Below are 25506 nucleotides of genomic sequence, written 5' to 3' on the forward strand. Positions count from 1 at the left end.
TGTATGCGCGCTGTCGGCCGAGCTGATATGTGATCGAAATCGAGGGGGCAGTGCTAAAGCGCGTTGATGACGTGCGTAAAGCGGCGCAGACCCTCTTCGAGTGCAGCCTCGTCCGTGGCGAAGGACAGGCGTACGTGTCCCTCGCCCGACGGGCCGAATTCGGACCCGGCGCGTACGAGCAGGCCTCCGTCGGCGAACCGTTGCGCGAGTTCGACGGAGGACAGGGCGCTGTCGATACGAGGGAATGCGTAGAACGCTCCGAGAGGCCGAACGACGCTCACCGCGTCGAGACCGTCGAGGTGCCGCATGACCAGATCTCGGCGCCGCTGGAAGCGCGCCGAGAGTGCGTGCAGATCTTTGTCGGGAATGCGTAGCGCCTCGACGGCCGCGTCCTGGACGAAGGTGTTCAGAGGCCCGTTGATCGTTCGGTGAACGAGGTTGATCTTTTCGGCGACCGCGGCGGCGGCGCAGATGAATCCGATGCGCCAGCCGGTCATCGAGTACGACTTGGAGAACGTGCCGGAGAGCACCACCCGGTCCCGCACGGAGATCAGTTCAGATGCCGAGGTGAACGCGATCTCGTCGAAGACGATGTCGCTGTATGCCTCGTCCGACAGGAGGTAGAGGTCGGGGTGATCGCGGAGAATGGCGCCGACTCCTTCGATATCGGCTTTGGAGAACACCATTCCGGTGGGGTTCACCGGGTTGCACAGGATGAGAATGCGGGCTCCCGCTGCGGCCGCCGCGAGTCTGTGCAGGTCGATGGAGCCGTCAGGCCGCGTGGAGATCCACTCGACCTTGGCCCCTGCCATGGCCGCGTGGTCCGCGTACAGGGAGTAGGTCGGTTCGGGGAGCAGCACTCGATCGCCCGGGTTCAGCAAGGCGAGGGCGGTGGCTGCGAGGCCGGCGCTGCCTCCGTGAGTGACGACGACATTCGCCGGGTCGACCCCGAGGCCCTGGAAACGCGCCAGGTGGGAGGCGATCTCCTGCCGGAGATCCGGCGACCCTGTGATCTGCGAGTAACGAGTGCGACCGGCGCGCAACGCCCGGACGGCAGCTTCCACCACTGGCTGCGGCGTGTTGCTGTCCGGTTCACCCATGGCCAGAGAGATGGCGCCCGGCACCGCTCCGCCCAGTGTTTTGGGCCGCCTCGAAGCTGCTCTGATGCGTTCCGGGAGAGAACTGGCCGTTTGGGAGGGGAGGGCGCTCATCCGATCTCCAGGGGGTCACGACGGATGTAAAGTGCGAGAACGTTCTCACATCGTGGTGAGCGGTTCAAGGGTGGGGACGCGGCTGGATCGGCCGGAGGTAGGTGGTTGCACGTGCCCGAGCGGGTGCGCGGTGGGCGCGCTGTATGCGCGCTGTGGTCCGGTGGGCATGCCTGAAGCCCACCGCAGACGCCGTGGGTGGTCGGTTCCTGGTACTGAGGGGCGGCCCCCGCGGGGAGCCGCCCCTCACCGGCTGCCGATCGTGCGCCTCAGGCGCCGGCCCAGCCCTGGAGAGCCCCGTAGTAGGCCGCCGTCAAACGGCTGATCGCTTCCTCCTCCGGGAGGCCGGTGCTGATCAGGTCCAGGATCTCGCGTGGATCGAACATGGCGTTGTACAGGAACAACGCGTGATCGAAATGATCGTCCGGCACGTCCAGGTGCCTCATCACACTGCGAATGGGGCGCTCCCAGGCGTCCCGGACCGGGGTGATCACCTCGTCGTTGCTGCGCAGGCGGGTGAGGAAGCCCGTGCGCGATCGGATCTGGACCATGGCGGGGCCGTAGCTGCGGACCAGGCGAGCCCATTCCCGCACCACGTCCTCGAACAGGGCCGGGCCGGTCTTGGGGCAGTCGTGGCTGTAGTTGCGCAGCTGGACGATCACGCCGAGCAGGTAGGCCTTGAGGAGCTCCTCGACCGACGGGAAGTACCGGTAGGCCGTGGCCAGCGACAGGTTGGCCCGCTCCGCGATGACCGCCATGGTCATCCCGCCGGGCTCGGTCCTGAGCGTTTCTCCCACGGCCTCCAGGAGCTTGCGCCGGTTACGGACCGCGTCGCGTCGCATGCCGCGCCCAGCACCCTGTTCCTCGTTCTTGACCGTCAGGGGGAGCCTCCCGGGATGCCTCATCGCAGAGAGGTGTCTCACCTCTGGGCAAGACGATAGTGACGTCCGTCCGAGTCGCTCAAGCGGAGGGGCCTCGCCCGGTGCCGGGATGTGCATGAATGGCTCTGCTGATCTTCCTCGGTGTCCCCCGGGCTTCTGACCCGGAGGGCTGGGCGAGCGGATCTCAACGCGGGAGGATCGTCACCTCGACCCGGTTGAAGCGGGAGCTGTCACCCCTGGTGTGGAACGGCACGTCGTCAGGGCTGGGGCCCGTACTCGACGTCTCGGCCTGCGGCGAGTACTGCTGGTGCGGGTTGCCGGTGCCCAGTACGAGGGGAATCGTCAAGCGCCCCTGGGCGTCGGCGGTGGCCGACCGCGCTGAAGCGCCCTCGTGGCCGCGGAGGGTGACGCGATACCGCGTGCCCGGGCCAGCCAGTGAGGGCGTCCGTACCGTGGCCGAGCCGTTCCCGACCACCGTGAAGCGGCGCTTACTGGCCACCTCCAGTGCACTGAACTCGGTGACTTCCCGCCGCATCCGTACCGTCCAGTCGTAGGCGCTGTACTGCGGCCTGATCGACGAGAAGGTGAACGACCGGGGAGTGGCGCGGTGCCGCGCGTGGCGGGCGAAGTAGGCCTTCAGGTGCGGTATCCAGGCGCGGAGGTCGGCCTGCCAGTAGGGCCATGTGTGGCTGCCGGGTCCGTAGTCGTGCCACCGGTGCCGGATGCCGAGATCCAGCAGGCGCTCGTGGAAGGACACGTTCTCCTGCTGGATCATTTGTTCCGTGGGGTCCACGGCCTCGCCGTCGTGCCGGGGCCGGCCGTCGCCCGTGTACAGGGACACGTCCGTGTGGGCCAGATTGGCCACCAGGTCCCAGGGGTTGTCCCCGCGCCAGTGGACTTCCTGCGTCGCCCACGGGCCCCAGAGGGAAGGGTGGAGCTGCTCGATGATGGTGCGCATCTGGACGTTCTGGTGGTCGACGTCTCCGGAGAACGAGCCGACGGCACCGAAGAGGTCGGGGTGCCGGGCGGTGTACGAGACGGCCCCGAACCCGCCCATCGACAGTCCGGCTGCAGCCCGGGCCCCGCGCTCGGGGATCGTGCGGTAGTGCTCGTCCACCCAGGGGAGGAGCCTGTTGATGTGGAAGGTCTCCCACATCGGCCGGCCGCGGTGGCCGTTGTTCCACCAGTCGGCATACCACTCCGTGGAGCCGGCGTCCGGCATCACCACGATCGCGGGCAGGCCGGCCGTGATCTCCTCCGCGTCACCGTCCTTCGTCCAGCTCGAAGCGCTCTGCCCGCCACCGTGGTAGAGGTACAGGACGGGATAACGGCGCCCCTTCTGCGCGTCGTAGCCGCGGGGGAGCATTACGCGCACCTTGGTCGTGCCGTCGAGAGCGGACGAGGTGAAGGTCAGCTCGCTGAGCCGCGGCGAGAGTCGCTTCTTGTTCACCAGCGCGATGCCGGTTTCGGTGCGGGTTGCCGCGGCTACCTCGGCTGTCTGGACGGGAGGGTGACCGCATCCGAAGACCATCACCGCCCCCAGAGCGAGTGCCGCGGGAATCCTCACGCGCCTGCCGTTCAAGAGGGTCCGTCTCCTTGTGGTCATGCTTCGCTTCTCTGTCCGTGCCGGGCTCGCGGCGCCCGCGGACACGGGACGGCGGCTGTCTCCTGGGTCGGCGTGCCGCCGTCCCGGTGTTCGGCGATGACCGGGGGCGCGGCGTCCGTGGATGTCGTAGCCGCGCGCTGCGACCGTCTCCGTGACCCGCCGCCGTCGATGCCGCCGTGGCATCTGGCGTCGTGCGCTCAAGCCGCTTCGAGACGGGCCGGCCGACCAGGCGCGAGCACGCTCATGGCTCGCCTGGTCGCCGACAAGGAGCCGGATCCCGGTCTCGCCGGTGCGCGGGCACACAGGTCGGCCGCGCCCGGAGGATCCTCGGCGGCCTTCAGCGGGAGCGTCGCCGGGGTCTTCGATACGTGTCGGCAGGGTGCTCGTCGACGAAGGCATGTCCGATCCGATCGATGCCTTGGTCGCCTGCGCCTTCGGTTGTGCCGTACCCGGGGAAGTGTTCGCCGGCCTCCGCCACGCCGGGTGCGGTCGGGGTCGCGCGCCGACGAGGCCGGCGGAGAGCCGGGCGGCCGGTTCGGAGCCTTCGCCGCAGACCGGTACCGGACGAGGTCATATCGTGGACCGTGCTCCGGGCGGGCGCGGCGGCGTCGGCCAACGGCGCGGATGCAGCGGATGTCTCGGCCGGGGTGCGAGCCTCGGATGGCCGAGAGCGAGGCATGTGAGGTCTCCTTGACTGCGCGTGCGCGATCGGCGAACCGATCACCTCAATCTCGAAATTAGATTCGTGTTTCGAGATTGAGGTGGACGCTAGCACACGGTTTCAGTCGCATGGAAGTTCTCAGGCCTCGTCGTCGACCACCCCTGCGAGGAAGGCCTCGATGCCTGTCGACACGTCCACCGCGCCCGGGTTGTACAGCCACTGCATCTGGAGTCCGTCGATGGATGCGATGAGCAGGTTCGCGAGGACCTCCGGCCTGGTGTCGACCTTCAGGCGTCCGCGACCGCGCAACTCGGCGAAGATCCGGGTCAGGTGCAGGCGCAGGCTGTCGTAGCGGGCCCGGTACAGCTCGTGAGCGGGATGCCCGTCGGCCGTGGCCTCGCTCGAGATGATGCTGTGCAGCTGGATCAGTCCGGGTCGGGCCTTGTTGGCGTGTACGACCCGCAGTTGAGTCTGCAGAACATCCAGGTCATCGGCTTCCCGGACGATCGCGGCCGTCTCCCGCTCGTGTGCGGCGAGAACCTCGACCAGCAGTTCCGCCTTGCTGCCGAAGTGGTGCAGCAGGCCGGTCTGGCTGATGCCGGCTCGCTCTGCGATGTCCTTCATGGTGGCGCCGTGGAAGCCTCCGGCGCCGAATGCCTCGACGCAGGCGTCGAGGATCTTCTGCCGCACCTCCGCGGTCTTCGCATAGGACCCCCGGGGGCCGCGGGCCCCGCTGCTCGCTGCCTTGGCCTGCTTTGTCACGGGTCGAGCATAGAGCGGTGCCTTGCCCCTGACTTAATTCATCAACGTGCTTCTGTTTTAGCGTGGCGAGGCGGCGAGGTCGCCGCCCGGACGAACTCCTAGTAGGTGACCACCGCGCGGAAGCGGACGGCGCCCTTGGCGACCTTGTCGACCACCGTGGCCACCTCCTCCTTCGGGAACGTCTCGACCATAGGGGTGACCTTTCCCGCGGCGGCGAGGTCGAGGGCCTCCCGGAGGTACTGCGGCCCATTGTGGGTGGAACCGATCACCTGCATGCGAGTGCCGATGAACGGAAGGCCCCTGCCGGCGGGCGGGACGGTGAAGGGGGCGGTGGGGTCGATGCCCGACAGGACCAGTCGCCCGCCGGGCCGCAGGCCCGTCAGCGCCTCCGCCGCGGCCGGATACGACTTGCCGGTCGCCAAGATGACGTCGGCGCCGCCCGCTGCGCGCAGTTCGGCGCCGCTCGCCACGACCTCGTCCGCGCCCAGCCGCCGTACCACGTCGTGTTTGTCCGGCGAGTTCGTCATCGCGATCGTCTCGTGACCGCAGGCGTGCGCGAACTGCACCGCCAGATGGCCCACCGCGCCGATGCCGAGCACAGCGACCCGCTCGTGCGACTGAGGCTCCCCGGCGCGCAGGGCGGACCAGCCCGTGTAGCCCGCGCACAACATGGGCGCGGCCAACTCGAAGGGGAGTCCGTCGGGCAGGAGTACGGTCTCGTCGGCGCCCACGACCATGTACTCGGCGTGCCCGCCCTGCACGCTGAAACCGGTCGTGGTGGGCGCCGCGCACGCGAAGGCGGCCTGCCCGGTCATCGGCAGGCCCAGACGGCAGTAGCCGCACCGTCCGCAGGCGGCCCGTACCCAGTGGGTTCCCACCCGGTCACCGACACGCCGCGTAGTGACCCCCGGCCCGACCGCCACGACCTCGCCCGCCGGCTCGTGTCCGGTGATCGCAGGGTCGACCGAGGGGAACCGGATCGCCCCGGTCGTGGCCAGGACGTCGTTGACGCATACGCCGGAGGCGCGCACCCGCATCAGCACCTCGCCGGGCCCCGGCTGTGGAGTAGGCACCTCGCGCAGTTCCCACCTGCAGTTGACCTCGGGTATCACGGCTGCCTTCACGAAGTTCACCTTTCTTGTGCGACGGATGAAAGGAGGGCGCGGACGTCGTCGACCACCGACGGCGCAGGAGGTACGTGCGCGTCACGACAGGGTCACAGCGTGCTGATGTCGGTGCGACGGCGGTCCTCCTTCATGGGCAAGGAGGTGACGGTGGCGCGGAGCTCGCGCTGGACGGTGCCTGGGTTCCCCCACAGCACCGTCACCTCGGTGCCCGGTGTCGCCAGGTCGCGATCGATGACGCAGAGGGAGATGGTGCGGCGCAGGTGCGTGCTGTACGTGCGGGAGGTCGAGACGCCTACCGGTTGTCCGTTGACCAGCACCTGGTCGAGGCTGGCGCCGATCTTGCGCGGCATCTCCATGGGATCGGGCAACGGGCCGTCGCCGAACTGGGAGGCGAACAGGGCGATCACGTCCTCGTTGTTCCAGTGCAGGCCTGCCAGGTGGCGCGCCGGGCCGCCTTCGGCCGCCTCCGTGGCCAGCGCGTCGCGTCCGATGAAGTCGTGGGAGGTGAGGACTCCGCGACGGCCCCAGCCGAGCTCACCGGGGCGGCGGAAGTACTCCGTCACGTCGGTCGGGATGAAACTGCCGTCCGGCATCCCGCGGGGAAAGAGCTTGGGCGCCCCCGGCGTGATGATCGACGAAGGCAGGTAGTCGATGCCGACGGTCGCGATGCCCGACTCGATGTGGGCCACGAGTTGGGAGCGCATCCCCAGTTGGCGGATGCCGTGCTCGGCCCCGGCCTCGACGACCGCCGTCCAGACCGCGTTGGCGTCGTCGGCGGACCCGTGCAGTTCGTACCCCAGCTCCCCGGAGATCCCCGAGCGCAGAATCCGCACGGGGATGCCGCTGATACTGGTCATGCGGCTCCGGTTGAAGCCGATGTCGCGCAGGCTCTCGCCGGTCGCGGCCTCGAGTGCGAACAGCGACGTCGGCCCCTGGATCTCGAAGATGAACATGTCGGGGCTGATCACCTCGCTCTTGGCGTCCCAGCCGCCCTGGTCGATCTGCCAGGCGGTCCAGTCGACGCCGCCGCCGCTGTAGACGAACTCCTCCTCGGCCACCCGGTACAGCAGGCCCTCGGAGGCGATGTGGCCGCGTTCGTCCAGCTGGACGTGATGCTTGATCTGGCCGGGCTCGAAGCGTGACAGGTTGTTCATGCCGATGCGGGTGAGCGCGGTCAGGGCCTCGGTCCCGTGGACGCGGAGCTTGCCGATGGCCGACCAGTCGCCGATGTAGCACGACTGCACATGGGCCAGGCTCTCCTCGCCCCAGTTGGTGTACTCGTACGGGATGAAAACGGGCGTCCACCGGAAGAGCAGACCCTTGACGTTCGCCTCGTCCTGGGCGGCGGCCGCCGGGCTGAACACCGCCGGCCGCTCTACGTCGAAGGGACGGTCGGCCAGTTCCAGCAAAGCCTGGTAGCGGTCGCGCTGCCGGTCGATCAGATGCTCCATGGAATTCCTCCGGCGGTGATGGTGGTACTGCATTTCTGACCCGGAACTGTTTCGCCGGGAAGCCGTCATTTCGCTGAGCGACATACTCACGAGAAAGCTGGACGGCGCGGCCTGTGCCGCTGCGTCGGCAGGCGACGACTGCTTGGCCGGGTTCGGTGGCCGAGGGGTCTCGCCGTCGATACACCGCACTGGTCGCGCGGTCACGTCGTCACGTCGCCGACTTCCAGACCCTTCAGCTGCTCCAGGTAGGACGCCATCCACTCCATGGAAAAGCCGCCGTTCAGCCGGAGGGCGAAGTTGTAGAGCAGGAAGGGGTGGACACCGAGCTGGAACAACTCGCGGATGTCGGTCCTGGCCAATGCCTCGCGCTCCTGGTCGGTCAGGTCGCGGTCGGCGAGGGCGGCCTCCGGGACTTCCTTCAGCTGCTGCGCCAGGTCGCCGTCGGCGGCGACCTCCCACAACACTCGGTTGGTGGCGTACCGGCTCATGGAGCCACCACCTCCGATGCGGGGGCGGACGCATGGTCACCCCAGGCCAGGAAACCGGTCGGCGGGGCGAAGGTGCTGGCCACCTTCTCGGCGTAGTCCGGGGTGACTCCGCCCACAGCGCCGAGCGCGAAGAGGAAGTCGAGGAATCCAGGGGTGCCGCTGCCGATCGCTGCCAGCGACTCGTAGGTGGTCTTCTTGATCAGCGACTCGGTGTCACCGGCGGTGATCTGCCCCCATACCCGTTTGTCCCACTCTGTCTCCGGCTCGGTCTGGAACCGTGCCATGGCCGGGTTGCCGATCGCGTTGGACAGGTGCCCGCTGGCGATGATCGCCACCCGCAGGTCGGCGGGGTGCGCCTCCACCATCTCGACGATGGCGGCGCCGAGGTCGTAGAAACGACGCCCGGTGGCCACCGGCGGAGCCATCACGTTGGTGAAGATCGGAACGACCGGTAGGTCCTGCTCGGGCCTGAGGAAGCTCAACGGGACGGTGAACCCGTGGTCGAGCAGGAAGTCATCGCTGTAGGAGAAGTCGATCCCGCGCTCCAAGCCACCGCGCAGCAGGTGCCGCGCGATGTCCCCTTCCAGGGCCGTGTCGTAGGACCCGATGCCGAACAGCTCCTGCTCGTGCGGGAACGGGCCACGCGCCCGGACCGCCTTGCCGATCAGGAAGGTCGGCATGTTGTCGTAGAACCACTGGTTGAAGTGGTCCCCGGAAACCACCACCAGCACGTCGGGCCGCGCGGCGGCGAGCCGTGCCCGCAGTTCCGCGAAATGGGCTATTGACCGCCGCAGCGGCTCGGGAGCCGCCGATCCGCCGGCGGCAACGCCGGGGAGCAGCGGGTCATGGGGAGTGCACAGCACTTGGACGACGCTGGCCATCGCTCACCTTTCAGCATGGAACCCTCCAGGCAGACCAGCCGTACAGAGGGGATCTCCACATTCGGTGGTAACAGCGTGAGCGGTGCGACGTCGTTGTGGAATAGCGGAACCGGTATGCGCACTATCCGCGGAGCGTATGGTCCGACGACGTTCGTCATGTGGGAGGGTGCGCCGCAAATTCGTGGCAGCTGAGGCCGCCCGGTGGAGCATGCCCACCAGCAGCTCGTCACCCAACCGGGGCGCAGCCCGGCCAGGGCATTGCTGGTGGCCGACTGGATGAGCCCGACGACCTCGCCGGCCCGTGTGACGCACCGTTCCCCGGAGCAGCGCCACCAGCACCGGAGGGGACACCAGATCCTTTGATGCCGGCCCGTGACGCGAGCTGCCCCGAAGGGCAGACACGGAGTGCGGCCGGGTATTCATCTGGTCCATGGCTGCGATATGAAACCACGTATTGGACGTGGCCCAGGCCACCCACAAGATGGTGCTGCACCACGGGAGTTCAGGGCATCCGCAGCGCAGCCGCCGGGCCTCCCGGTGCTCACCGACGCTCGTTGGCATTCGGCCCGGACGTCTCTCATCGCCCTGCACCGATCTCCTCAACCTGCCCTGACGCACTCGGGAGCCCTGCCATGACCAGCATCCAGAACGCGCTCATCGTCGGCGGGGGCATTGCCGGCCTGACCACCGCGACTGCCCTGTCCCGTACCGGAATCTCCTGCGACGTCGTCGACCTGGCAGACGGTCCGGCCGGGGCCGCCATCTCACTGCTCAACCGGGCCGTCGACGGTCTCGCCGAGATTGGAGTCCTGGATCAGTGCCTGGACGAGGGGCTGGCGGTGTCCCCGCAGGACATCTTCGCCTACTTCGATGCGGCGGGGAAACCGGTGTCTACGCCGCCCATGCCTCCCGCACCGACGTCCGCTCTGCCGCACGGCATCCTCATCTACCGGCCGACCCTGGCGAACATCCTCAGGCGAGCCGCGGAGCAGGCCGGCGCGAGCGTCCGGAACGGCGTGGGTCTCGCCGGGCTGCGGCAGACGGAAGACTCCGTCACCGCCACCCTCACCGACGGCTCGGAGCGGTCGTACGACCTGGTCATCGGCGCGGACGGCATCCGGTCGAAGACGCGTTCGCTCATCCTGGGGGACCAGGTGACCCCGACCTACTCCGGCCTCACGATGTTCCGATGGGTCGCCGACGGGGTGCCGGACGTCGGCCCGATCGGGCACTACGAGTCGGAGTACCTCTGCGTGACCCGGCGGCAGCGGGACGGCGGCCTCTACCTCGCTACCGGCCGCGAGTTCCCGGAGCGCCCGCGCATCGATGCGGCACAGGCCCGCCAGATCGTCCGGGAGAACCTCCGCGCTTTCACCGCGCCGCTGATGCGCGCGCTGGAGGAGCGGCTCACGGACGACACGAAGATCATCGTCAACGACTACGACTGGCTGCTCGTGTCCGAGCCCTGGTACCGGGGCCGGATCCTGCTGATCGGCGACGCCGCGCACGCCACCACCGCCCACCTCGGTGCCGGCGGAGGAATGGCGATCGAGGACGGCGTGGTCCTCGGTCAGGAATGCGCGGCCGGCGGCCCACTTGAGGACGTGTTCAAGCGCCTCATGACGCGGCGCTTCGAGCGGGCTCGCCTGGTCGTGCAGACCAGCGTCGAACTGGACCGCATGCAGCAGCGGGGAGAGCCGATCGCCGCCCAGAACAAGGTGCGAGGGCGGGCGATGGAGGCTCTGTCCAGCCCCTATTAGGCCCCGTGCCCGGCACATGCGGACCCACGACCACGGGAGCCGGCGAGCATGACGACGCACGATCACCGGACCGGGTGTCGCCCCTGGCGGACGGACTCCAGCGGTGCGCTCATCGACGCGCGCCTTCGCGCTCACCGGACTTCGACCCCGTCGAAGCACCACGCTCGCGTCACCGCCCGCTCACGACAGCCGCTTTCTTGCCCGTGGCCGTGGCCGTGGCCGTGGCCGTGTCCGGGCGGCGCGGACCGGCGGCAGCTGGAGGCCGGGGACGACCCGGTTGCGGATGGTACCGATGCCCTCGACGGTCATCTCCACGACGTCGCCGGGCCGCAGCGGCGGCGGGTCCGGGCGTCCACGGAGGCCCCACAGCTCCGCCAGGCAACCGCCGTTCCCGCAGGTGCCCGAGCCGAGGACGTCCCCGGCACGGACCTCGCTGCCGCGGGATGCGTAGGAGACCAGTTCCTCGAACGGCCAGCCCATGTTGGACAGCAGGTCATGCCCGATCTCGGTGCCGTTCACGGAGACCCGCATCTCGAGGGACAGGAAGCCCTCGCCGTCCCGGTACGGCTCCAGCTCGTCGGCGGTGACCAGCCACGGGCCCAGGGTGCCGGCGAAGTCCTTGCCCTTGGCCGGGCCCAGGCCGACCTTCATTTCCCGGCGCTGCAGGTCGCGCGCAGACCAGTCGTTGAGCACCGTGTAGCCGAAGACGGCATCACGGGCTTGCTCCGGACTCAGCGACGTGCCGCCCCTGCCGACGACGGCGGCGACCTCGAGCTCGAAGTCGAGCAGCTGTGAGCCGGGCGGGACGGCGACGTCGTCATGGGCACCGACGAGCGCGTAGGGGTTGGTGAAGTAGAAGGTGGGCGCCTCGTACCACTCCGACATCACTCCGCCGTCGGTCATGCTCCGTACCACCCCCTCAACATGCTCCTCGAAGGCCACGAAGTCCCGCACGGTGGGCGGGGCGAGCGGCGGCAGCAGCCGGACGCCGTCCACCGGCACGGCCCGCGTCTCCAGCGCCGTGCCGCCGGTCTCCAGCGCGGCCGGCAGCCCCGCACGTACGAGGTCGAGCACCGTCGTCCCCTCCGGGAGGGCGTGCAGCCCTGCCTCGGAGACGACACCCGAAAACGTTCTGCCCTGGGACTCCCAGGTCGCGAACTTCATCGACCCGGACCGGCGAGGTGGAGGGGCGGCGGAGTGAGCGTGTTCGACGGACGTCGGTCGACGATGACGTCGTGCACCACGGGCACGGTGGGCTCCTTACCTGTCATTTGACGGCGAGGGGGTTGACCGGTGCGCCGACGGCGCCGGTCACGGGTAGGGGGGCGGCCACGAGAAGGAACTCGTAGACGCCGTCTGCAGCGCAGTCGGCGGCCAGGGTGTCGAGGTCCCACAACTCCCCGATGAACAGGCCGATGTGCGGGATGGCGACCTGATGCAGCGGCTGGAAGGCGGCATCGAACTCGTTGGGGCGAACCTCGAAGCCCCAGGTGTCGGTGGCGATTCCGGCGATCTCGGAGGAGTGCAGCCAGTCGGCCGTGGCGAACGACAGACCGGGGGCGGGACCGCCCGCGTAGTCGCCCCAGCCGTCGCCCGCGGCGATGCCACGCCGGGCCCGGGTGAGCTGGCCGGTGCGGACCAGCAGCAGGTCGCCGCGGCCGACCCGGGCGGTCTCACCTTGCGCGGCGATGGTCGCCTCGAGGTGTTCGGCGGTGATGGCGAAGCCGTCCGGCAGTTCGCCCTCGGCTCCGATCGCCCTGCCGACGTCGAGCAGAACGCCCCGGCCGGCGATCCTGTCGGCCACGGTCTCGATGCCGGTGAGCCTGTCTCCCTCGCTGGTCACCACCTGTGAGGCGCGGCGTCCGTTGTAGGCCGTGCCATGGTCGAAGATGTGGCCGAGGCCGTCCCACTGGGTGGAGGCCTGCAGCGGCATGAACACCACGTCGTCCGCGCCGCCGAGCCCGTGCGGGAACTCCGCCGGGCCGAATTCTGCGTCCAGGCCGGAAGAGAGCATGGTGTGCACCGGGTTGGTACGCCGCCGCCACCCCTTCTGCGGACCTTCCGCGTCGAAGCGCTGGGCCAGCGAGAAGCTCACGCCGCGGCGGGCCAGCCGCGCGCCCTGTGCCCGTTTGGCCTCGTCGAGGAAGTTCAGCGTGCCGAGGACGTCATCGGCGCCCCAGCGGCCCCAGTTGGAGACGCGCTTGGCCGCGGCCGTGATGGCCCCTTCGGGATCGGAGCGGTCGAACGTGGTCACAGGTCTTCCTCCGTGGAGTTCCGATCAAGGATCGGCAGCAAGGTCATGGGGGCTTCGTCATGAGTGCGCGGTTCCCACCGTCGGGATCGGACCCAGGAGGCGGGCGGCGTTGCCACCGCGGATGGCGTCAGTCGTGGCCTGGTCGAAGCCGGCCGCCTCCAGGCGGTCGACCGGGTCGACCACGCCCATGTCGAAGGGGTAGTCGCTGCCGAGGGTCACCTGACTCGCGCCCATCGAGCCGACCAGGAGCCGCAGCTGCTCAGTGGTGTAGACCAGCGAGTCGACGAAGGTGCGGCGCAGCAGCGCGGATGGCGGCTCGACGGTGGTGTGCGCGTCGGAGCGGGCCGCCCAGGCGTAGTCGGCGCGGACCATGTAACTGGCCAGGTAGCCACCGCCGTGCGCGGACCAGATCTTCAGCCGTGGGTGCCGCTCGAGCAGTCCGGAGAACACGATCCGGGACAGCGCGAGAGCGGTTTCGGTCGGGTTACCCACGCTGTTGAACAGGTAGTAGGCATTCAGCCGCTCGCCGAGGGTGCAGCCCCAGGGGTGGATGAGCACGGCGGCGCCCAGTTCCTCGGCCGCGGCCCAGAAGTCGGCCAGCGACGGGTCGTCGAGTTCCCGGCCCGGGCCGGCGGAGGTCGAGATCTGCACCCCCCGCATACCGAGGTCGCGGACCGCTGTCACCAGCTGCCCGACCGCCAGGTCGGGGTGCTGCAGCGCTACGGCTCCGATCGGAAGCAGCCGAGTCGGTTCCTTTGCGCACAACGCGGCGATGCCCTCGTTGCCCACCGCGATGATGCGGGTGGCCAGCTCCCGGTCGGCCCACGCATGGGGCAGCGGTGCTGCGCTGAGCGCCTGCACCTGCACACGCGCGGCGTCCATCGCGGCCAGCCGCAGCTCGAGGTCGACCAGCTTCGGCCCGAGCTCGGCGATCTGCTTCAGGTTCACCGCCAGGGACGCCCGGCCGAGGGTGGCCGCGTCGATCTCCCGCTGCCGTGCCAGGCCCGGCTGCCCCTCGATCAGCGCGTCGACGGCCGGTACGCCCGCATGGGCGTGCACATCGACGGTGGGCACGCTCACGGCGCCACCACCTCATCCGTCCGAGCCGGCCGGGAGCGCTGATCCCAGCCGTTGTCCCAGCCGATCAACCTGTCCAGGGACACGGGCCCGGGGCCGGCGAGCAGCACGAGGATGAAGCCCGCCATGATGAGGAGTGGAACCTGCGCGCCGATGCTCTCCGCCGTGTTCTCCGGCGCGAGCCCGAACTGCACCTCCCACGAGAGCGCGAGCGCCATGTGCACGATCGCCGGGATCGCGACGATCCGCGACAGCAGGCCGAGGACGAACTTGCCGCCTCCGACCACTTGCAGCAGGATCGCCGCCCAGCCGATGAGGCCGGCGAACGGCAAGCCGAGAGCCTGGCGGGCGAGTTGGCCGAACTCTGCGGGAGAGTAGTGGAAGCCGTGCGCGATCAGGGTGACCCGGGCGGCCACGCGTACGACGAGTGGTGCCAGAGGTCTGAGGCGCTGGACAGGTGGCAGGGAAACGATCGCCATGTCTGTTTCTCTTCCCGTGGGGTGACGGAGTGGATGAGCGTTGGGGAAAGCCGCGCTCGTGGATCGGCGACCGGATCAAGCGGTCGCTCGCGAGCCGCGGCCGCCCACGGGCCGCACAAGAAAGGGGGGGGGTCGGACGAGGGGTCAGTTGTCGTGGTCGGCCGCGCTCCGGAGACGGACCGGCGCCCTCTCGAAGCCCCGGCCCAGCAGGCCCACGTCGTTCTGGGGCTCACCGGCGAGCTCGGTGGACGTCGTCCTGGCCAGGATCTCCTCCAGCACGACCCTCATCTCCAAGCGGGCCAGCGGGGCACCAACGCACTTGTGGACGCCCTGGCCGAAGCCGGGGTGGCGGTTCTGGCTCCGGTCGAGGACGAACTCGTCGGGGTTGTCGAAGGCCTCGGGGTCGCGGTTGGCGGCGGCGAAGTTGAGCCCGACGAGGCAGCTCCGCGCGATGGTGCGGCCGTGCAGTTCGACGTCGGGGGCGGCCATCCAGCCGACTTCGTGGAGGGGCAGGGCGAGGCTGATCATCTCCTCCACTGCCGTCGGTATGAGGTCGGGCCGCGACCGTAGCGTCTCCTGCAGCCCGGGGACGGTGGCCACCCGGTGGATCGCCGACCCGAGTGTCTCCGCAGTCGTGAAGTGCCCGGCGGCGATCGTCGCTATGGCGTTTTTGATGACCTGGTCGTCGGTGAGTTCGGTGCCGTTGATCTCGGTGGCCAGGGTGCCGCTGATCATGTCGTCGTCGGGATCGAGCGGTGCGGCCCGTCGCTGCGCGACGACGACACCGGCGTACTGGGCGGAGACGCCGAACATGACGTCGTTGAATTTCTCGACGTCGTATTCCGTGTCCAGCACGATCTGCCAGTGGTCGAGCAGCTCCCGCGCGGCCTCTTCGGGAAGGTTGAGCAGCGCCGCCAAGGCCTGGGCCGAGACATGCCTGCAGAGCGTGGGATTCACGTCGGCCTCCCCGGCGGCGAGGAGCGTCTCGACGTGCTCGACGGCGTAGCGCCGGATGAGCGGCTAGAGCGCGGCCATGCGGTCCCGGCCCGAAGTAGCAGTTGAGCATGCGCCGGAACAGGCCGTGCTCGGCGAGTTCAAGGCGATGGGGATCTGGTCGCCGAGCGGCATCCCGATGAACGGGGTGGTCGAGGGGTCGCTGCGGAAGCGTGCTGTGTCCAGGGCGGCGGCGCTGACGTCCGTGTACCGGGTCTGGGTCGCGTGCGTTTCGGAGGGGTCGCTGAAGGCGACCGGGCACTCGCGGCGCAGACGGGGGTACTCGGCGTACCGTTCGGGTGAGCGGATCCCACCACCGAGGGAACGGCCCCCTAGGTCCTCCTCCGGGTACCAGTCCGGTTCGACATGTGTCTCGGCGGTGGACGACATGGTGCACCTCGCTCTCCGGTGGATCAGAAATCGCTTGGGTGGGGCCGACCAGGCTGGCCGACCGAGCTCAGTCGGTCGGCCGAGCTCAGTCGGTCGGGAAGCGGCCGAAGTGGGGCTTGCGGCCCTGCAGGATCTCGGCGACGCAGCGGTTGCGCTGCCGTCCGAGGTAGGTGATCTCACTGTCGATGACGTCTCCGTCGTGCAGGAAGCGACCGTGGTGCTTGCCGTTCCCAGGCGGAGAGCCCATGAAGATGATGTCCCCGGGCGTCAGCCGAACGTGCTCGGAGGCGTACGCCACGAACTGCGCCGGGTCGAAGATCATGTCGCCGGTCGGCCAGTCCTGCATGACCTGGCCGTTGACCTTCAATGTGGTCCGGATGGTGTCGTCGAGTGTGAAGAACTGTGCGGGCACGACGAACGGCCCCGCCGGCTTGAACGCAGGCTGGTGCTTGCCCATCCAGTCGAAGCCCCAAGGGATGTCGGTGCGGCGGAACTGGTCGACTGTGCCTAGGTCGTTGACGATCGTGTAGCCGGCGATCAGCCCTGTCGCCTCGTCCGGGGTGAGGAACCGACCGGTGCCGCCGACGACGACCCCGAGTTCGAGCTCCCAGTCGGGCTCGTCGCCCAGGGCTGGCAGCACAACGTCGTCGGTCGCCCCCACGAGCGAGGAGTGCATCCCGACCCAGGCGAAGGGAATCCCCTCTCGCGACCGGCGCTCCATGAACGCGAGATTGCGCTGGAAGAACTCCTCGTCGGTCTCGCCCGCTCGGCGGTTGTGCTGGTTGAAGGCGTTCTTCGTCAGCATCTGCGCCGAATGAGTCTTGTAGTTGGCACCGGCGCCCAGGAGGTTCGGATGGCTGAGCGGCGGTAGCGCACGCAGCTCCGCCAACGGCCGCGTCGGTCGGGAGGAGTCGGTCCACACCTCCTCGAGGAACTGGAGGTTCGTCGTCCAGTCGGCGAAGACCTCGTGCAGGTCGTGGAACCGGTCGGACAGGTCGGTGACCATGCCGTCGGCGGTCACGAGGGCCGGGAAGGCATGCGTCTCGCCGGCGAAGGTACCGAGCGCGAAGGTTCCCGCGCGCAGTCCGGTCGCCGGGTCGACCGGGTGTTCCGGAGCGCGCGTGACAGGGGTGGTCTCAGTCATGGGTCACGTTTCCGTTTCGGTGACGCTGGGTCGTGCGGGACGCACGACACCTGGACGGCGGAAAGTCATGGATCACCTTTCGCCATTGGTCTGTCCGACCGTTCCGGCGGACGGCAAGGAGCCCGGAGGACGGGCCGGCCGGAGGATGATCTGATTGTGAACCGGGCCACGAGGCCTGGGATATGCTCAGCCTTGTATGTGACCCATCGACGGAACGGATGCTCAGCATCGACCGGCCGGTGCGGGTCGTTCGGCGAAGGCCTCGGAGCCGCACTGCTGTGCTGGTGGGCTCGCCGAACCGCGCCTGAAACAGAAGCCGGGGGAGGACACCGCGGTGACGTACAACTCGACTCCAAGCCCGACGGCAGGTGGACGCACCCCAGAGCCGTCAGGCCGGATACTGCGCAACCAGGACGTGGCGACCCTGCCCGTGCTGCGTGCCCTGCTGGTCGAGCGCAACGTCACCCGGGCCGGCGAGTCCCTCGGCCTGAGCCAGCCCGCCACCAGCGCGGTGCTGGCCCGCCTTCGTCGCCGGTTCGGCGACCAGCTGCTGATCCGGGTGGGCCGGGACTACGAGCTCACGCCGCTGGCCGCCAGCCTGCTGTCACGGATCGAGTCGGCCACCGAAGCGCTGGAGCGCGTGTTCGGCGACGACTTCGACCCCGCGACGACCAACCGGCAGTTCTCCCTCGCGCTCTCCGACTACACCGTCGCCATCCTGTTCGAGGAACTCAACCGGATTCTGGCCGAGGAGGCCCCCGGCGCCGGACTCGACCTTCGCCCCCTCACCACCAGCTCCCACCTCGACGCCGACGCCCTGATCCGGCACACCGACGGGGTGGTCCTGCCGCACGAGCTGGTGCAGGGCTATCCCGGCCGGCTCTTGCTGCGCGACCGCTGGGTGTGCGTCGTGGCCGACAGCAACACCGTGATCAGCAGCGAGCCGACCCTGGCCGAACTCGCCCTCCTGCCGTGGGTGAGCCAGTTCACCCACTCCGACCCGGCCAGCTTCCCGGCGCTGCGCCACCTGCGGTCGAACGGCATTGAGCCGCACGTGGAGGTGGTGACCGACAGCTTCCTCTCGGTCCCGTTCCTGCTCGCCGGCAGCAACCGCGTCGCCTTCCTTCAGGAGAGACTCGCGCGACGCCTGGCACCCGTGGCGCCCGTGCGGATCCTGGCGAGCCCGGTGGACATCGGACCTCTCAACCTGTCGCTGCGATGGCACCCGACCATGAGCGACGATCCCGGCCACCGATGGTTCCGTGATGCGCTGGGGCGTGCGGCGGAACGTGTCGCCTAGCGTGGGACTCCTTGGTCAGCGCGTGGACGACTGCTGTGGGTGAGCAGTCCCGCCGCGTGGCGTCGTGTCCGGATCTACACCCCGGTCGACGCCGAAGCGGTGGGCAGCGGGATGCCCGGCCTGAACGGCGGCTATGTGCTCGGCAGTCCGGACTTCTGCCCCTCCGACCTGCTGCGGATCGCCGACCAGGTCGGCGCGGTGGTGGTCTCGGTTGACTACCGGCTCGCCCGAGCATCCCTTCCCGGCCGGACTGGAGGACTCCTACGCCGCACTGGTCTGGACGGCCGGGCGCGGCGGAGCTGGACATCGACCCGGCCCGGCTGGCCATCGGCGGCGACAGCGCGGGCGGTGGGCTCGCCACGGCCGTGGCCCTGATGGCCCGGGACCGCGGAGGCCGGGCGCTCTGCTTCCAGTACCTGGGAGTGCCGATGCTGGACAACCGAATGGAGACAGCGTCGATGCGGGTCTTCACCGACACCACTGTGTGGAACCGCCCTATCGCCGAGATCTGCTGGAGCCACTACCTGGGCGGGGAAGGGATGAGCTACGCGCAGCGGTTGGTACAGGCGGGGGTCACCACCGAGCTCCACCTCTACCCGGGGACGTTCCACGGCTCCGCAGGGCTCCCCGGCGCGGCAATCAGCCAGGCGATGCTCGCAGGCGTGCTGGACGGCCTCCAGCGAGGACTGCGCGTGCGCTCGGCGGCGTAGCAGCACTTTTCACGGTGGCAGAGTGAGTCTGGAAACGCGCCGACGGGCCCGGTGACCACCTGCTTTCCCGACGGCTTGACGCCACACTTCGACAGGCGGGGCACCGGCGGGCGTGCCAGGCGGAGGCGCCCGCCCCGCGTGCACCAGCGGTACGGCGAGCCGGGCAGAGCGGCCCACGTCGAACACGAGGAACCGGGGGTGGCACGCTCGTGTCGGTGGCCTGCGCGGCCACGGCCCGGTGGCGCGACGTGTGGACCTCGGGCGGCGCCGTCGACTTCGCGCAGCGCCGATTGGCGGGCAGCGGAGCTGGAGGGCCGCGTCGTGCTGACGCAGCATCAGACCGCCGTGAACAACTCCGGCTCCCTCCCGCCCGGGCGGGAATCCCGGCGTGGCCGGTTCAGCGCCACCAGGTGTTCGCGATCCTGGAGGCGCCGCGCCGCCATTGTCATCAACCGGCGGAATCGGGTGCATCCCGCGCAGGGGCGCGTAGGGGAGCGGGGCGTGCCCACGGTAGGTGGTGACGAGGGGCGAGGTCGGCGGACGGCAACTCGTTGTCCACGCTGTCGTCCGACTCCGCCACCACGCCGACTCAGCGGACCTGGACCAAGGGCTCGCTGGGACAGCCGCGGACGGCCTCCCGCGGCAGGGTGATCGCGTCGCCGCGCCGGATCAGGGCCTTGACGTCGACCACGTCCACAGCCGGACCAGCAGAGTGGCGGCGAGCGACGTGAGCTCGTAGGCGCGGTCGACGCGGGCGAGCAGGTCCGCACCGAAGCGCCGCCGCAACCGGGTCGGCGCCGCACTCGTCGCGGGTCGGCGCCTCACGGCGCACGTGGACCGAGGCTTGGAGCTGGTCCGCTGGCTGGGGTCCGGTAGGCGGCTCAGCAGAAGGACGTCGGTGGCTCGCCATCCGTCCCGTGGATTGGTGGCATACCAGTTCGACCATTCCGCATCGGTGCGGCTGTTGTCACTATCAACGACGTCGGCGGGACGAGCAGGCACCGAAAGCCCGGCGCGTCGCCGGCGGCCCCACCCCACCTCCTGCCGCCCGGCCGAGAGTCGGAAGGCAGCCCGCCCCAGGAGAAGACGACGATGGTGGTATCCGAAGGGACCCCTGTGCCTCCCGCGCAGGTCGCCGCTGACGCGAGCGGGTCACAACGGCCGCGCAGCCGGCTCGCCGGGACGGCCGCTGGGACCTGGACCGCCTGGCAACCTTCGGTCCACCCGCGGACGGAATCCTGTACCGGACTTGGGGCGACAGCTACGACGTCAACACCGTCCGGGCCGCCCCGACGGCCGCCTGTGCCGAGCACGGGATGCGGCTCCTCGGTGTTCCCGACCAGCCCGGCGAACCGGCGCGGACCGCCGTCAGCCGCCTGGGTGAGAAGCGCGTCGCGGCGGAGGCAGTCGCGGCCGTGCAGGTCGACGCCACGGGACCAGCCCAGTTCCCCACGGGGGGGGGCGGAGCAGGTCGCCGATGCCGCCGATGGGGATGAAGCTGCCGCTCGGCTTCGTCGCCGGAAACAGCATTCACGTCGCTGTTCGCCGCTCAGTTCGGCGACGGACCGGTGCCTGAAACCATTACATGCCGCGCCGAGCCGTTCGGGCCATTCGTCGTGCGGGCGCCCTTGGCCGACCGCGACGCCGTGCGGATCGTCCTACAGGTCAACGGCGAGGTGATGCAGGACTGGCCGCCGACGAGATGGTCATTCACGGGTGCGGCTCCAGGACCTAGTCCTTGAGGGTCTCCGGCCGGGAAACGGTGCCCACCACGGCGGCCGCTTCTTCTCTGCCGTCGACGTCGCCGGCAGCTCCATCTCGGCCCCGCCGTCAGCGCAACCGCTGAGTGAACGAGGACCTCCGCGGCCGGTGACCAGTGAACGGAGTCGCCCCGAGCATGCCAGGCCGGGCGGTGCCCTCTCCGCGCGCTCCAGCGCGACGCATTGCTCGGCATCTCGTCGCAGCGACCCCGGCGCCCCGCCGACCACCACCCACCCAGGAGGCAACCCCGTGACCGACCAACCGCACGTCGAGACCCTGCAGCAGCGCATCGACCGCAGCGGGGGCCCGCTGGCGATGCTGCGGACCAATCCCGCCACGCACTACCCGTTCACCTACGCCCAGGAGTACACGAGCTGGCACAACGAGCAGTGGGCCTGGAAGAACGCTTGCGTCCTGTTCGACCAGTCCCACCACATGACCGAGGTGCACATCACTGGGCCCGACGTGAAGCGCTTGATCAGCGACACCGGCGTCAACAGCCCGGCAACCCTCGGCCGCGACCGCGCCAAGCAGTTCGTCGCCGTCGGGCCGGACGGCCGCTACATCGGCGACTGCATCCTGTTCGGCCTCGAGGAGGACCACCTGAGCTTGGTCGGTGTCCCCCAGGCGGCCAACTGGGTGCAGTTCCAAGCTCAACAGGGCGACTACGACGTCGAGTTCAGCGTGGACCCGGCGTCGGTCTACAACCCGCTGGGCCGCCGACAGCACTACCGATACCAGCTCAACGGCCCTCGCACCCAGGAGATCCTGGAACGCGCCGTCGGCGGCCCGATCGACCCCATTCCGTTCTTCCGCATGGGCTCCTTCGAGATCGCGGGGACCCCGGTTCGCGCCCTGAACCACACGATGGCGGGCGTGCCGGGCGAGGAGTACACCGGCCTGGAGCTCTTCGGCCCGGTGGAGCACGGCCCCCGCGTCCTGGAGACGCTGTTGTACGCCGGCGCGCAGAGCGGCCTGCGCCAGGGCGGGGCCGTGTCCTACCTGTCCTCGACGGTCGAGTCCGGGTGGATCCCCGCCGTCCCGTCCGCCGTCTACAGCTCCCCGGAGACGGCCGCCTACCGGCAGCACCTGCCCGGTCTCGGGATGGAGGGCATGATCACCATCGAGGGCAGTTACGTCTCGGACGACATCCAGGACTACTACTTCTACCCCTGGGAGCTGGGCTACGGCTCCATCGTCAAGCTCGACCACGACTTCATCGGCCGCACAGCCCTCGAGCAGGCGGCCCAGGGACCCAAGCGCCTCAAGCGCTGGCTGGAGTGGGACACCGACGACGTCATGGAGGTGGTCCGGGCCGGCTTCTTCGGAGACGGTCCCCGACCCAAGCTGCTCAGCCTGCCCAACCTGAACCCCGCCACGATCTACCTGGACAGCGTGATGCAGGGCGATCGCCTCGTGGGCCTGTCCACGTGGGGTGGCTACACCGTCAACGTCGGGCGCGTGGTGACCATCGCCATCCTCGACGAGTCCTTGACCGACGGCGACCGCGTCGAGGTCCTGTGGGGCGAGCCCGACGGCGGAGCCGGCCGGCCGCTCAGCGAACCCCACCACGTGCAGACCACCATCCGGGCCACGGTACGGACCCGGCCGCCGGCTCAGCACTGATGTGCCGGACCACTCGACCCCCCCCATCCGAGAGGCCGACCGTGAACCGACTCCACTCCCAGCACGACGTGATCGTGCGCGCTGACCTTGTCCGGGCCGTGAGGGGTCTCGGCTACGAGGTCATCCCGTTCGCCAAGACCGAGCAGGCCGTCCGCGACCACGTCCCGACCGACGTTCCGCTCACCGTGACCGCCTCACCGGCCAAGGGACAGGACGCGACCATCGACCTGGCGGTCGCGCTCGCGGGCCACGGTTATGCCGTGTCACCGCACCTGTCGGCCCAGCAAGTGAGGGACCACCAGCACCTGGCCGGCCTCGTCGGCAGGTGCCGCGACGCCGGTATCACCGGCGTGTTCGTGGTCGGAGGCGACCGTACCGCCACGACGACGGCGTTCGCCGACGCTCTGGCGCTGCTACGGGCGGTGCACGAACTGGACCACGGCTTCACCGACATTGGGATCGGCGGTCATCCCGAGGGCCATCCGGACGTATCGGAGCAGGTGCTGATGCAGGCGCTGGCGGACAAGGCGCCGCTCGCCACGCACATCACGACGCAGATCGTCTTCGATCCCCGAGCCATCCTGGCGTGGATCCACCGGGTCCGCGCCTACGACGTCAACCTGCCGGTCCACGTCGGCCTCCCCGGTGCCGTCCACCGGCAGAAGCTGTTGCGCGTCGCAGGCGGACTGGGCCTCGGGGAGTCGGCGAAGTTCCTGAAGAAGCAGCAGACCCTGCTCCGGCGCTTCTTCCTCCCCGGCGGCTATCGGCCGGACGCCTTGCTCTCGGGGCTCGCGCCCCATCTCGGGGAGGCCGACGACGCCGTCGCCGGGTTCCACGTCTTCACCTTCAACGATCTCGCGCCGACCGAGGCGTGGCGCCGGCGTCTTCTCTCGGACCTGGCATGACCGACGCCGCGACCAGCACTGTGCCGGCGCGTACTCACCCTGCCCATCACACCGGAGTCGCCATGTCCGCACCCACCACGTCCGCACGAACCGCGTCCGCGCCCAACACGTCCCAAGGGAGCACTTCGCGTGAGGGCGGGATCCCTGAGGACCGAGCCGACCACGGGCGTCTGCTGATCCAGTGCCCCGACCGGCCGGGCGTGGTCTCGGCAGTGAGCACGTTCCTGGCCGAGGCCGGTGCGAACATCACGAGCCTGGACCAGTTCTCGACGACTGCCGTCGGCGGCACCTTTTTCCAGCGCACCGGGTTCCACCTGCCCGGCCTGTCCGCATCCCGGGACGAATTGGACCGTGCGTTCGAAACCGGCGTCGCTCAGCGCTGGGGCATGACTCACCGCCTCACCGAGGCCGCCCGGCCCAAACGTGTGGCCATCATGGTGTCCAAGACCGACCACTGCGTGCTCGACCTGCTCTGGCGTCACCGTCGCGGCCAACTGGACATGAACGTGGTCATGGTCGTGTCCAACCACCCCGACCTCGCCGACGAGGTCCGGCCCTTCGGGGTGCCTTACATCCACGTCCCCGCCACCCGGGACAACCGCGCCGAGGCGGAGAGCCGCATCCTCGACCTGCTGCGCGGCAACGTCGACCTCGTCGTGCTGGCGCGGTACATGCAGATCATCACGCCCTCCTTCCTCGAAGCGGTCGGCTGTCCGCTGATCAACATCCACCACAGCTTCCTGCCCGCCTTCATCGGGGCCGGCCCGTACCAGAAGGCCAAGGACCGCGGCGTGAAGCTGGTCGGTGCGACCGCCCACTACGTCACCGCCGATCTGGACGAGGGCCCGATCATCGACCAGGACGTCGTCCGGGTCGACCACCGGCACACCACCGCCGACCTCGTACGCCTCGGCGCCGATGTCGAGCGCGACGTTCTCTCGCGCGCCGTGCGCGCGCACCTGGAGGACCGGCTCGCCGTCCACGGCAACTCCACCATCGTCTTCTGAATCGTCTTCCGAGGGATTCTCGTGACCGCGCAGCTCATCGACGGCACCACCGTTGCCCGGCAGGTCCGCTCCGACGTCGCCTCCGGCGTCGCCGCACTCGTGGACGCTGGGGGGAACGCACCAGGCCTGGCCACCGTCCTCATAGGCGATGACCCGGCGAGCGAGGTGTACGTCCGGAACAAGCGCCGCGCCTGCACCGCGGCCGGCATGACCGACCTGCACCGGCATCTTCCAGCCGAGACAACTCAGGATGACGCTGCCGCGCTCATCGACGAACTAGCGGCCGACCCGGCGGTCTCAGGGATCCTCCTGCAGCTGCCGACACCGGCCCACCTGGACGCCGCCGCCCTGCTCGCGCGCATCCCGGCGCACAAGGATGTCGACGGCCTGACCACCGTGAACGCCGGATTGCTCGCCCAGGGCAGCCCCGGCCTGCGACCCTGCACTCCCTCTGGGGTGATGGCCCTGCTCGACGCCCACCGGATTCCTCTCGAGGGGGCCGAAGCCGTCGTCGTCGGCCGCAGCGCCTTGGTCGGGAAGCCGATGGGCCAGCTGCTGCTGGAGAGGAACGCGACCGTCACGATCTGCCACTCACGCACCCGCGGCCTGGCCGCCGTGTGCCGCCGCGCCGACGTCCTGGTCGTGGCGGCCGGCATCCCGGGTCTCATCGGCATCGACGCCGTCAAGCCCGGCGCCACCGTGATCGACGTCGGCATCCACCGCTCCACGGCGGGTCTGTGCGGGGACGTGGACACCGACGCCGTCGTCGGCGCCGCGGCCTTCGTCACTCCCGTCCCCGGCGGCGTGGGCCCGATGACCATCGCCATGCTCCTGGCCAACACACTCATTGCCGCGCGAGCACAGCAGGCGGATCGGTGTGGCCATCCTGGGGTCAGCTCCCTGCGCGGCCGGCGAGCGGACGTCCTCGGCGACGGCGCCGGCACGACGCCGTGACGAGATGGCGCGACGGGACGGCCGCGGCCACGAGACGGGCCGTGGGGTCACCGCCGACGGCGCCACCGTCCTCGCCGGGTA

Annotated in this window: 24 protein-coding genes; 8 read left to right on the plus strand and 16 right to left on the minus strand. The window is 69.6% G+C overall.

The features are described 5' to 3' along the window. Positions 1-53 precede the first annotated feature (53 nt). The 8 genes from IG99_RS36150 to IG99_RS36185 all read right to left on the minus strand — a co-directional run bounded on the left by IG99_RS36150 (position 54) and on the right by IG99_RS36185 (position 9065). Positions 54-1124 carry a pyridoxal phosphate-dependent aminotransferase gene (locus IG99_RS36150; RefSeq protein WP_158973305.1) on the minus strand — a complete coding sequence of 357 codons (1071 nt, stop codon included), beginning with the start codon at positions 1122-1124 and terminating at the stop codon, positions 54-56. A gap of 353 nt (positions 1125-1477) precedes the next feature. Next, positions 1478-2050, minus strand: coding sequence for a TetR/AcrR family transcriptional regulator (locus IG99_RS36155; protein ID WP_234312072.1), 573 nt, complete (start codon positions 2048-2050; stop codon positions 1478-1480). A 223-nt stretch (positions 2051-2273) separates the two neighbouring features. Further along, on the minus strand, positions 2274-3671 hold the full coding sequence (locus IG99_RS44480; protein WP_158973306.1) for an alpha/beta hydrolase: 1398 nt from the start codon (positions 3669-3671) through the stop codon (positions 2274-2276). An 823-nt stretch (positions 3672-4494) separates the two neighbouring features. After that, complete coding sequence (locus IG99_RS36165) at positions 4495-5118, minus strand: TetR/AcrR family transcriptional regulator (RefSeq protein WP_063768379.1); 624 nt, start codon at positions 5116-5118, stop codon at positions 4495-4497. A gap of 98 nt (positions 5119-5216) precedes the next feature. Next, a complete protein-coding gene (locus IG99_RS36170) occupies positions 5217-6242 on the minus strand; it encodes an alcohol dehydrogenase catalytic domain-containing protein (protein ID WP_037681936.1) in 1026 nt (341 codons plus the stop codon). A gap of 92 nt (positions 6243-6334) precedes the next feature. Continuing rightward, on the minus strand, positions 6335-7696 hold the full coding sequence (locus IG99_RS36175) for a glycine cleavage T C-terminal barrel domain-containing protein (RefSeq protein ID WP_037681892.1): 1362 nt from the start codon (positions 7694-7696) through the stop codon (positions 6335-6337). A gap of 200 nt (positions 7697-7896) precedes the next feature. Further along, entirely contained in the window at positions 7897-8184 is a 288-nt protein-coding gene (locus tag IG99_RS36180) for a hypothetical protein (RefSeq protein WP_037681893.1), read from the minus strand. Next, positions 8181-9065, minus strand: a complete 885-nt coding sequence (locus IG99_RS36185) for a DODA-type extradiol aromatic ring-opening family dioxygenase (RefSeq protein WP_051866320.1) — start codon at positions 9063-9065, stop codon at positions 8181-8183. Before IG99_RS36185 ends, IG99_RS36180 begins: the two co-directional genes overlap by 4 nt. A gap of 632 nt (positions 9066-9697) precedes the next feature. Between IG99_RS36185 and IG99_RS36190 the strand changes: the two genes are divergently transcribed. Continuing rightward, the gene (locus IG99_RS36190; RefSeq protein ID WP_037681894.1) at positions 9698-10825 is read left to right on the plus strand and encodes an FAD-dependent monooxygenase; all 1128 of its coding nucleotides are present in this window, start codon (positions 9698-9700) and stop codon (positions 10823-10825) included. A gap of 180 nt (positions 10826-11005) precedes the next feature. On the opposite strand, the gene IG99_RS36195 is transcribed toward IG99_RS36190, so the two are convergent. From IG99_RS36195 to IG99_RS36225, 7 genes are all read right to left on the minus strand, one after another. Continuing rightward, the gene (locus IG99_RS36195) at positions 11006-11989 is read right to left on the minus strand and encodes a fumarylacetoacetate hydrolase family protein (protein ID WP_037681896.1); all 984 of its coding nucleotides are present in this window, start codon (positions 11987-11989) and stop codon (positions 11006-11008) included. A 103-nt stretch (positions 11990-12092) separates the two neighbouring features. Further along, a complete protein-coding gene (locus IG99_RS36200; RefSeq protein ID WP_037681897.1) occupies positions 12093-13079 on the minus strand; it encodes a cyclase family protein in 987 nt (328 codons plus the stop codon). A 57-nt stretch (positions 13080-13136) separates the two neighbouring features. Beyond that, positions 13137-14159, minus strand: a complete 1023-nt coding sequence (locus tag IG99_RS36205; protein ID WP_037681898.1) for an amidohydrolase family protein — start codon at positions 14157-14159, stop codon at positions 13137-13139. Then, a complete protein-coding gene (locus tag IG99_RS36210; RefSeq protein ID WP_037681899.1) occupies positions 14156-14635 on the minus strand; it encodes a DoxX family protein in 480 nt (159 codons plus the stop codon). Before IG99_RS36210 ends, IG99_RS36205 begins: the two co-directional genes overlap by 4 nt. A 144-nt stretch (positions 14636-14779) precedes the next feature. Next, positions 14780-15592 carry a cytochrome P450 gene (locus IG99_RS44485; protein ID WP_051866322.1) on the minus strand — a complete coding sequence of 271 codons (813 nt, stop codon included), beginning with the start codon at positions 15590-15592 and terminating at the stop codon, positions 14780-14782. 63 nt (positions 15593-15655) lie between these two features. Continuing rightward, a complete protein-coding gene (locus IG99_RS36220; protein WP_037681901.1) occupies positions 15656-16018 on the minus strand; it encodes a hypothetical protein in 363 nt (120 codons plus the stop codon). Positions 16019-16103: 85 nt separating this feature from the next. Beyond that, complete coding sequence (locus IG99_RS36225; protein ID WP_051866324.1) at positions 16104-17162, minus strand: fumarylacetoacetate hydrolase family protein; 1059 nt, start codon at positions 17160-17162, stop codon at positions 16104-16106. 415 nt (positions 17163-17577) lie between these two features. Between IG99_RS36225 and IG99_RS36230 the strand changes: the two genes are divergently transcribed. Genes IG99_RS36230 through IG99_RS51525 form a run of 3 tightly spaced genes read left to right on the plus strand, consistent with a single transcriptional unit; the run spans position 17578 to position 19172 of the window. After that, on the plus strand, positions 17578-18462 hold the full coding sequence (locus IG99_RS36230; RefSeq protein WP_199815683.1) for a LysR family transcriptional regulator: 885 nt from the start codon (positions 17578-17580) through the stop codon (positions 18460-18462). 39 nt (positions 18463-18501) lie between these two features. Continuing rightward, complete coding sequence (locus tag IG99_RS51520) at positions 18502-18837, plus strand: alpha/beta hydrolase fold domain-containing protein (RefSeq protein ID WP_267882592.1); 336 nt, start codon at positions 18502-18504, stop codon at positions 18835-18837. After that, positions 18789-19172 carry an alpha/beta hydrolase fold domain-containing protein gene (locus tag IG99_RS51525; protein WP_267882593.1) on the plus strand — a complete coding sequence of 128 codons (384 nt, stop codon included), beginning with the start codon at positions 18789-18791 and terminating at the stop codon, positions 19170-19172. The genes IG99_RS51520 and IG99_RS51525 overlap by 49 nt, the downstream gene beginning before the upstream one ends. A 669-nt stretch (positions 19173-19841) precedes the next feature. Here IG99_RS51525 and IG99_RS52150 read toward each other — a convergent pair. Then, on the minus strand, positions 19842-19997 hold the full coding sequence (locus IG99_RS52150) for a hypothetical protein (RefSeq protein ID WP_158973308.1): 156 nt from the start codon (positions 19995-19997) through the stop codon (positions 19842-19844). Positions 19998-21182: 1185 nt separating this feature from the next. Between IG99_RS52150 and IG99_RS36240 the strand changes: the two genes are divergently transcribed. From IG99_RS36240 to folD, 4 genes are all read left to right on the plus strand, one after another. After that, positions 21183-22559 carry a hypothetical protein gene (locus tag IG99_RS36240; RefSeq protein WP_037681903.1) on the plus strand — a complete coding sequence of 459 codons (1377 nt, stop codon included), beginning with the start codon at positions 21183-21185 and terminating at the stop codon, positions 22557-22559. A 74-nt stretch (positions 22560-22633) separates the two neighbouring features. Beyond that, positions 22634-23464, plus strand: coding sequence for a methylenetetrahydrofolate reductase (locus tag IG99_RS36245; protein ID WP_234312073.1), 831 nt, complete (start codon positions 22634-22636; stop codon positions 23462-23464). Positions 23465-23676: 212 nt separating this feature from the next. Continuing rightward, positions 23677-24471 carry a formyltetrahydrofolate deformylase gene (gene purU, locus IG99_RS36250; protein ID WP_234312074.1) on the plus strand — a complete coding sequence of 265 codons (795 nt, stop codon included), beginning with the start codon at positions 23677-23679 and terminating at the stop codon, positions 24469-24471. Between the two features lie 21 nt (positions 24472-24492). Next, positions 24493-25425 carry a bifunctional methylenetetrahydrofolate dehydrogenase/methenyltetrahydrofolate cyclohydrolase FolD gene (folD, locus tag IG99_RS36255; RefSeq protein WP_051866328.1) on the plus strand — a complete coding sequence of 311 codons (933 nt, stop codon included), beginning with the start codon at positions 24493-24495 and terminating at the stop codon, positions 25423-25425. Positions 25426-25506: the final 81 nt, after the last annotated feature.

The organism is Streptomyces griseus subsp. griseus, assembly GCF_000720255.1.
GTDB lineage: Bacteria > Actinomycetota > Actinomycetes > Streptomycetales > Streptomycetaceae > Streptomyces > Streptomyces griseus_I.

Excerpts from the sequence above, each read along its gene's own strand:
- IG99_RS36155 (WP_234312072.1), bottom strand. The coding sequence starts at position 2,050 with ATGCGACGCGACGCGGTCCGTAACCGGCGCAAGCTCCTGGAGGCCGTG.
- IG99_RS36175 (WP_037681892.1), bottom strand. The coding sequence starts at position 7,696 with ATGGAGCATCTGATCGACCGGCAGCGCGACCGCTACCAGGCTTTGCTG.
- IG99_RS36180 (WP_037681893.1), bottom strand. The coding sequence starts at position 8,184 with ATGAGCCGGTACGCCACCAACCGAGTGTTGTGGGAGGTCGCCGCCGAC.
- IG99_RS36185 (WP_051866320.1), bottom strand. The coding sequence starts at position 9,065 with ATGGCCAGCGTCGTCCAAGTGCTGTGCACTCCCCATGACCCGCTGCTC.
- IG99_RS36190 (WP_037681894.1), top strand. The coding sequence starts at position 9,698 with ATGACCAGCATCCAGAACGCGCTCATCGTCGGCGGGGGCATTGCCGGC.
- IG99_RS36195 (WP_037681896.1), bottom strand. The coding sequence starts at position 11,989 with ATGAAGTTCGCGACCTGGGAGTCCCAGGGCAGAACGTTTTCGGGTGTC.
- IG99_RS36210 (WP_037681899.1), bottom strand. The coding sequence starts at position 14,635 with ATGGCGATCGTTTCCCTGCCACCTGTCCAGCGCCTCAGACCTCTGGCA.
- IG99_RS36220 (WP_037681901.1), bottom strand. The coding sequence starts at position 16,018 with ATGTCGTCCACCGCCGAGACACATGTCGAACCGGACTGGTACCCGGAG.
- IG99_RS36225 (WP_051866324.1), bottom strand. The coding sequence starts at position 17,162 with ATGACTGAGACCACCCCTGTCACGCGCGCTCCGGAACACCCGGTCGAC.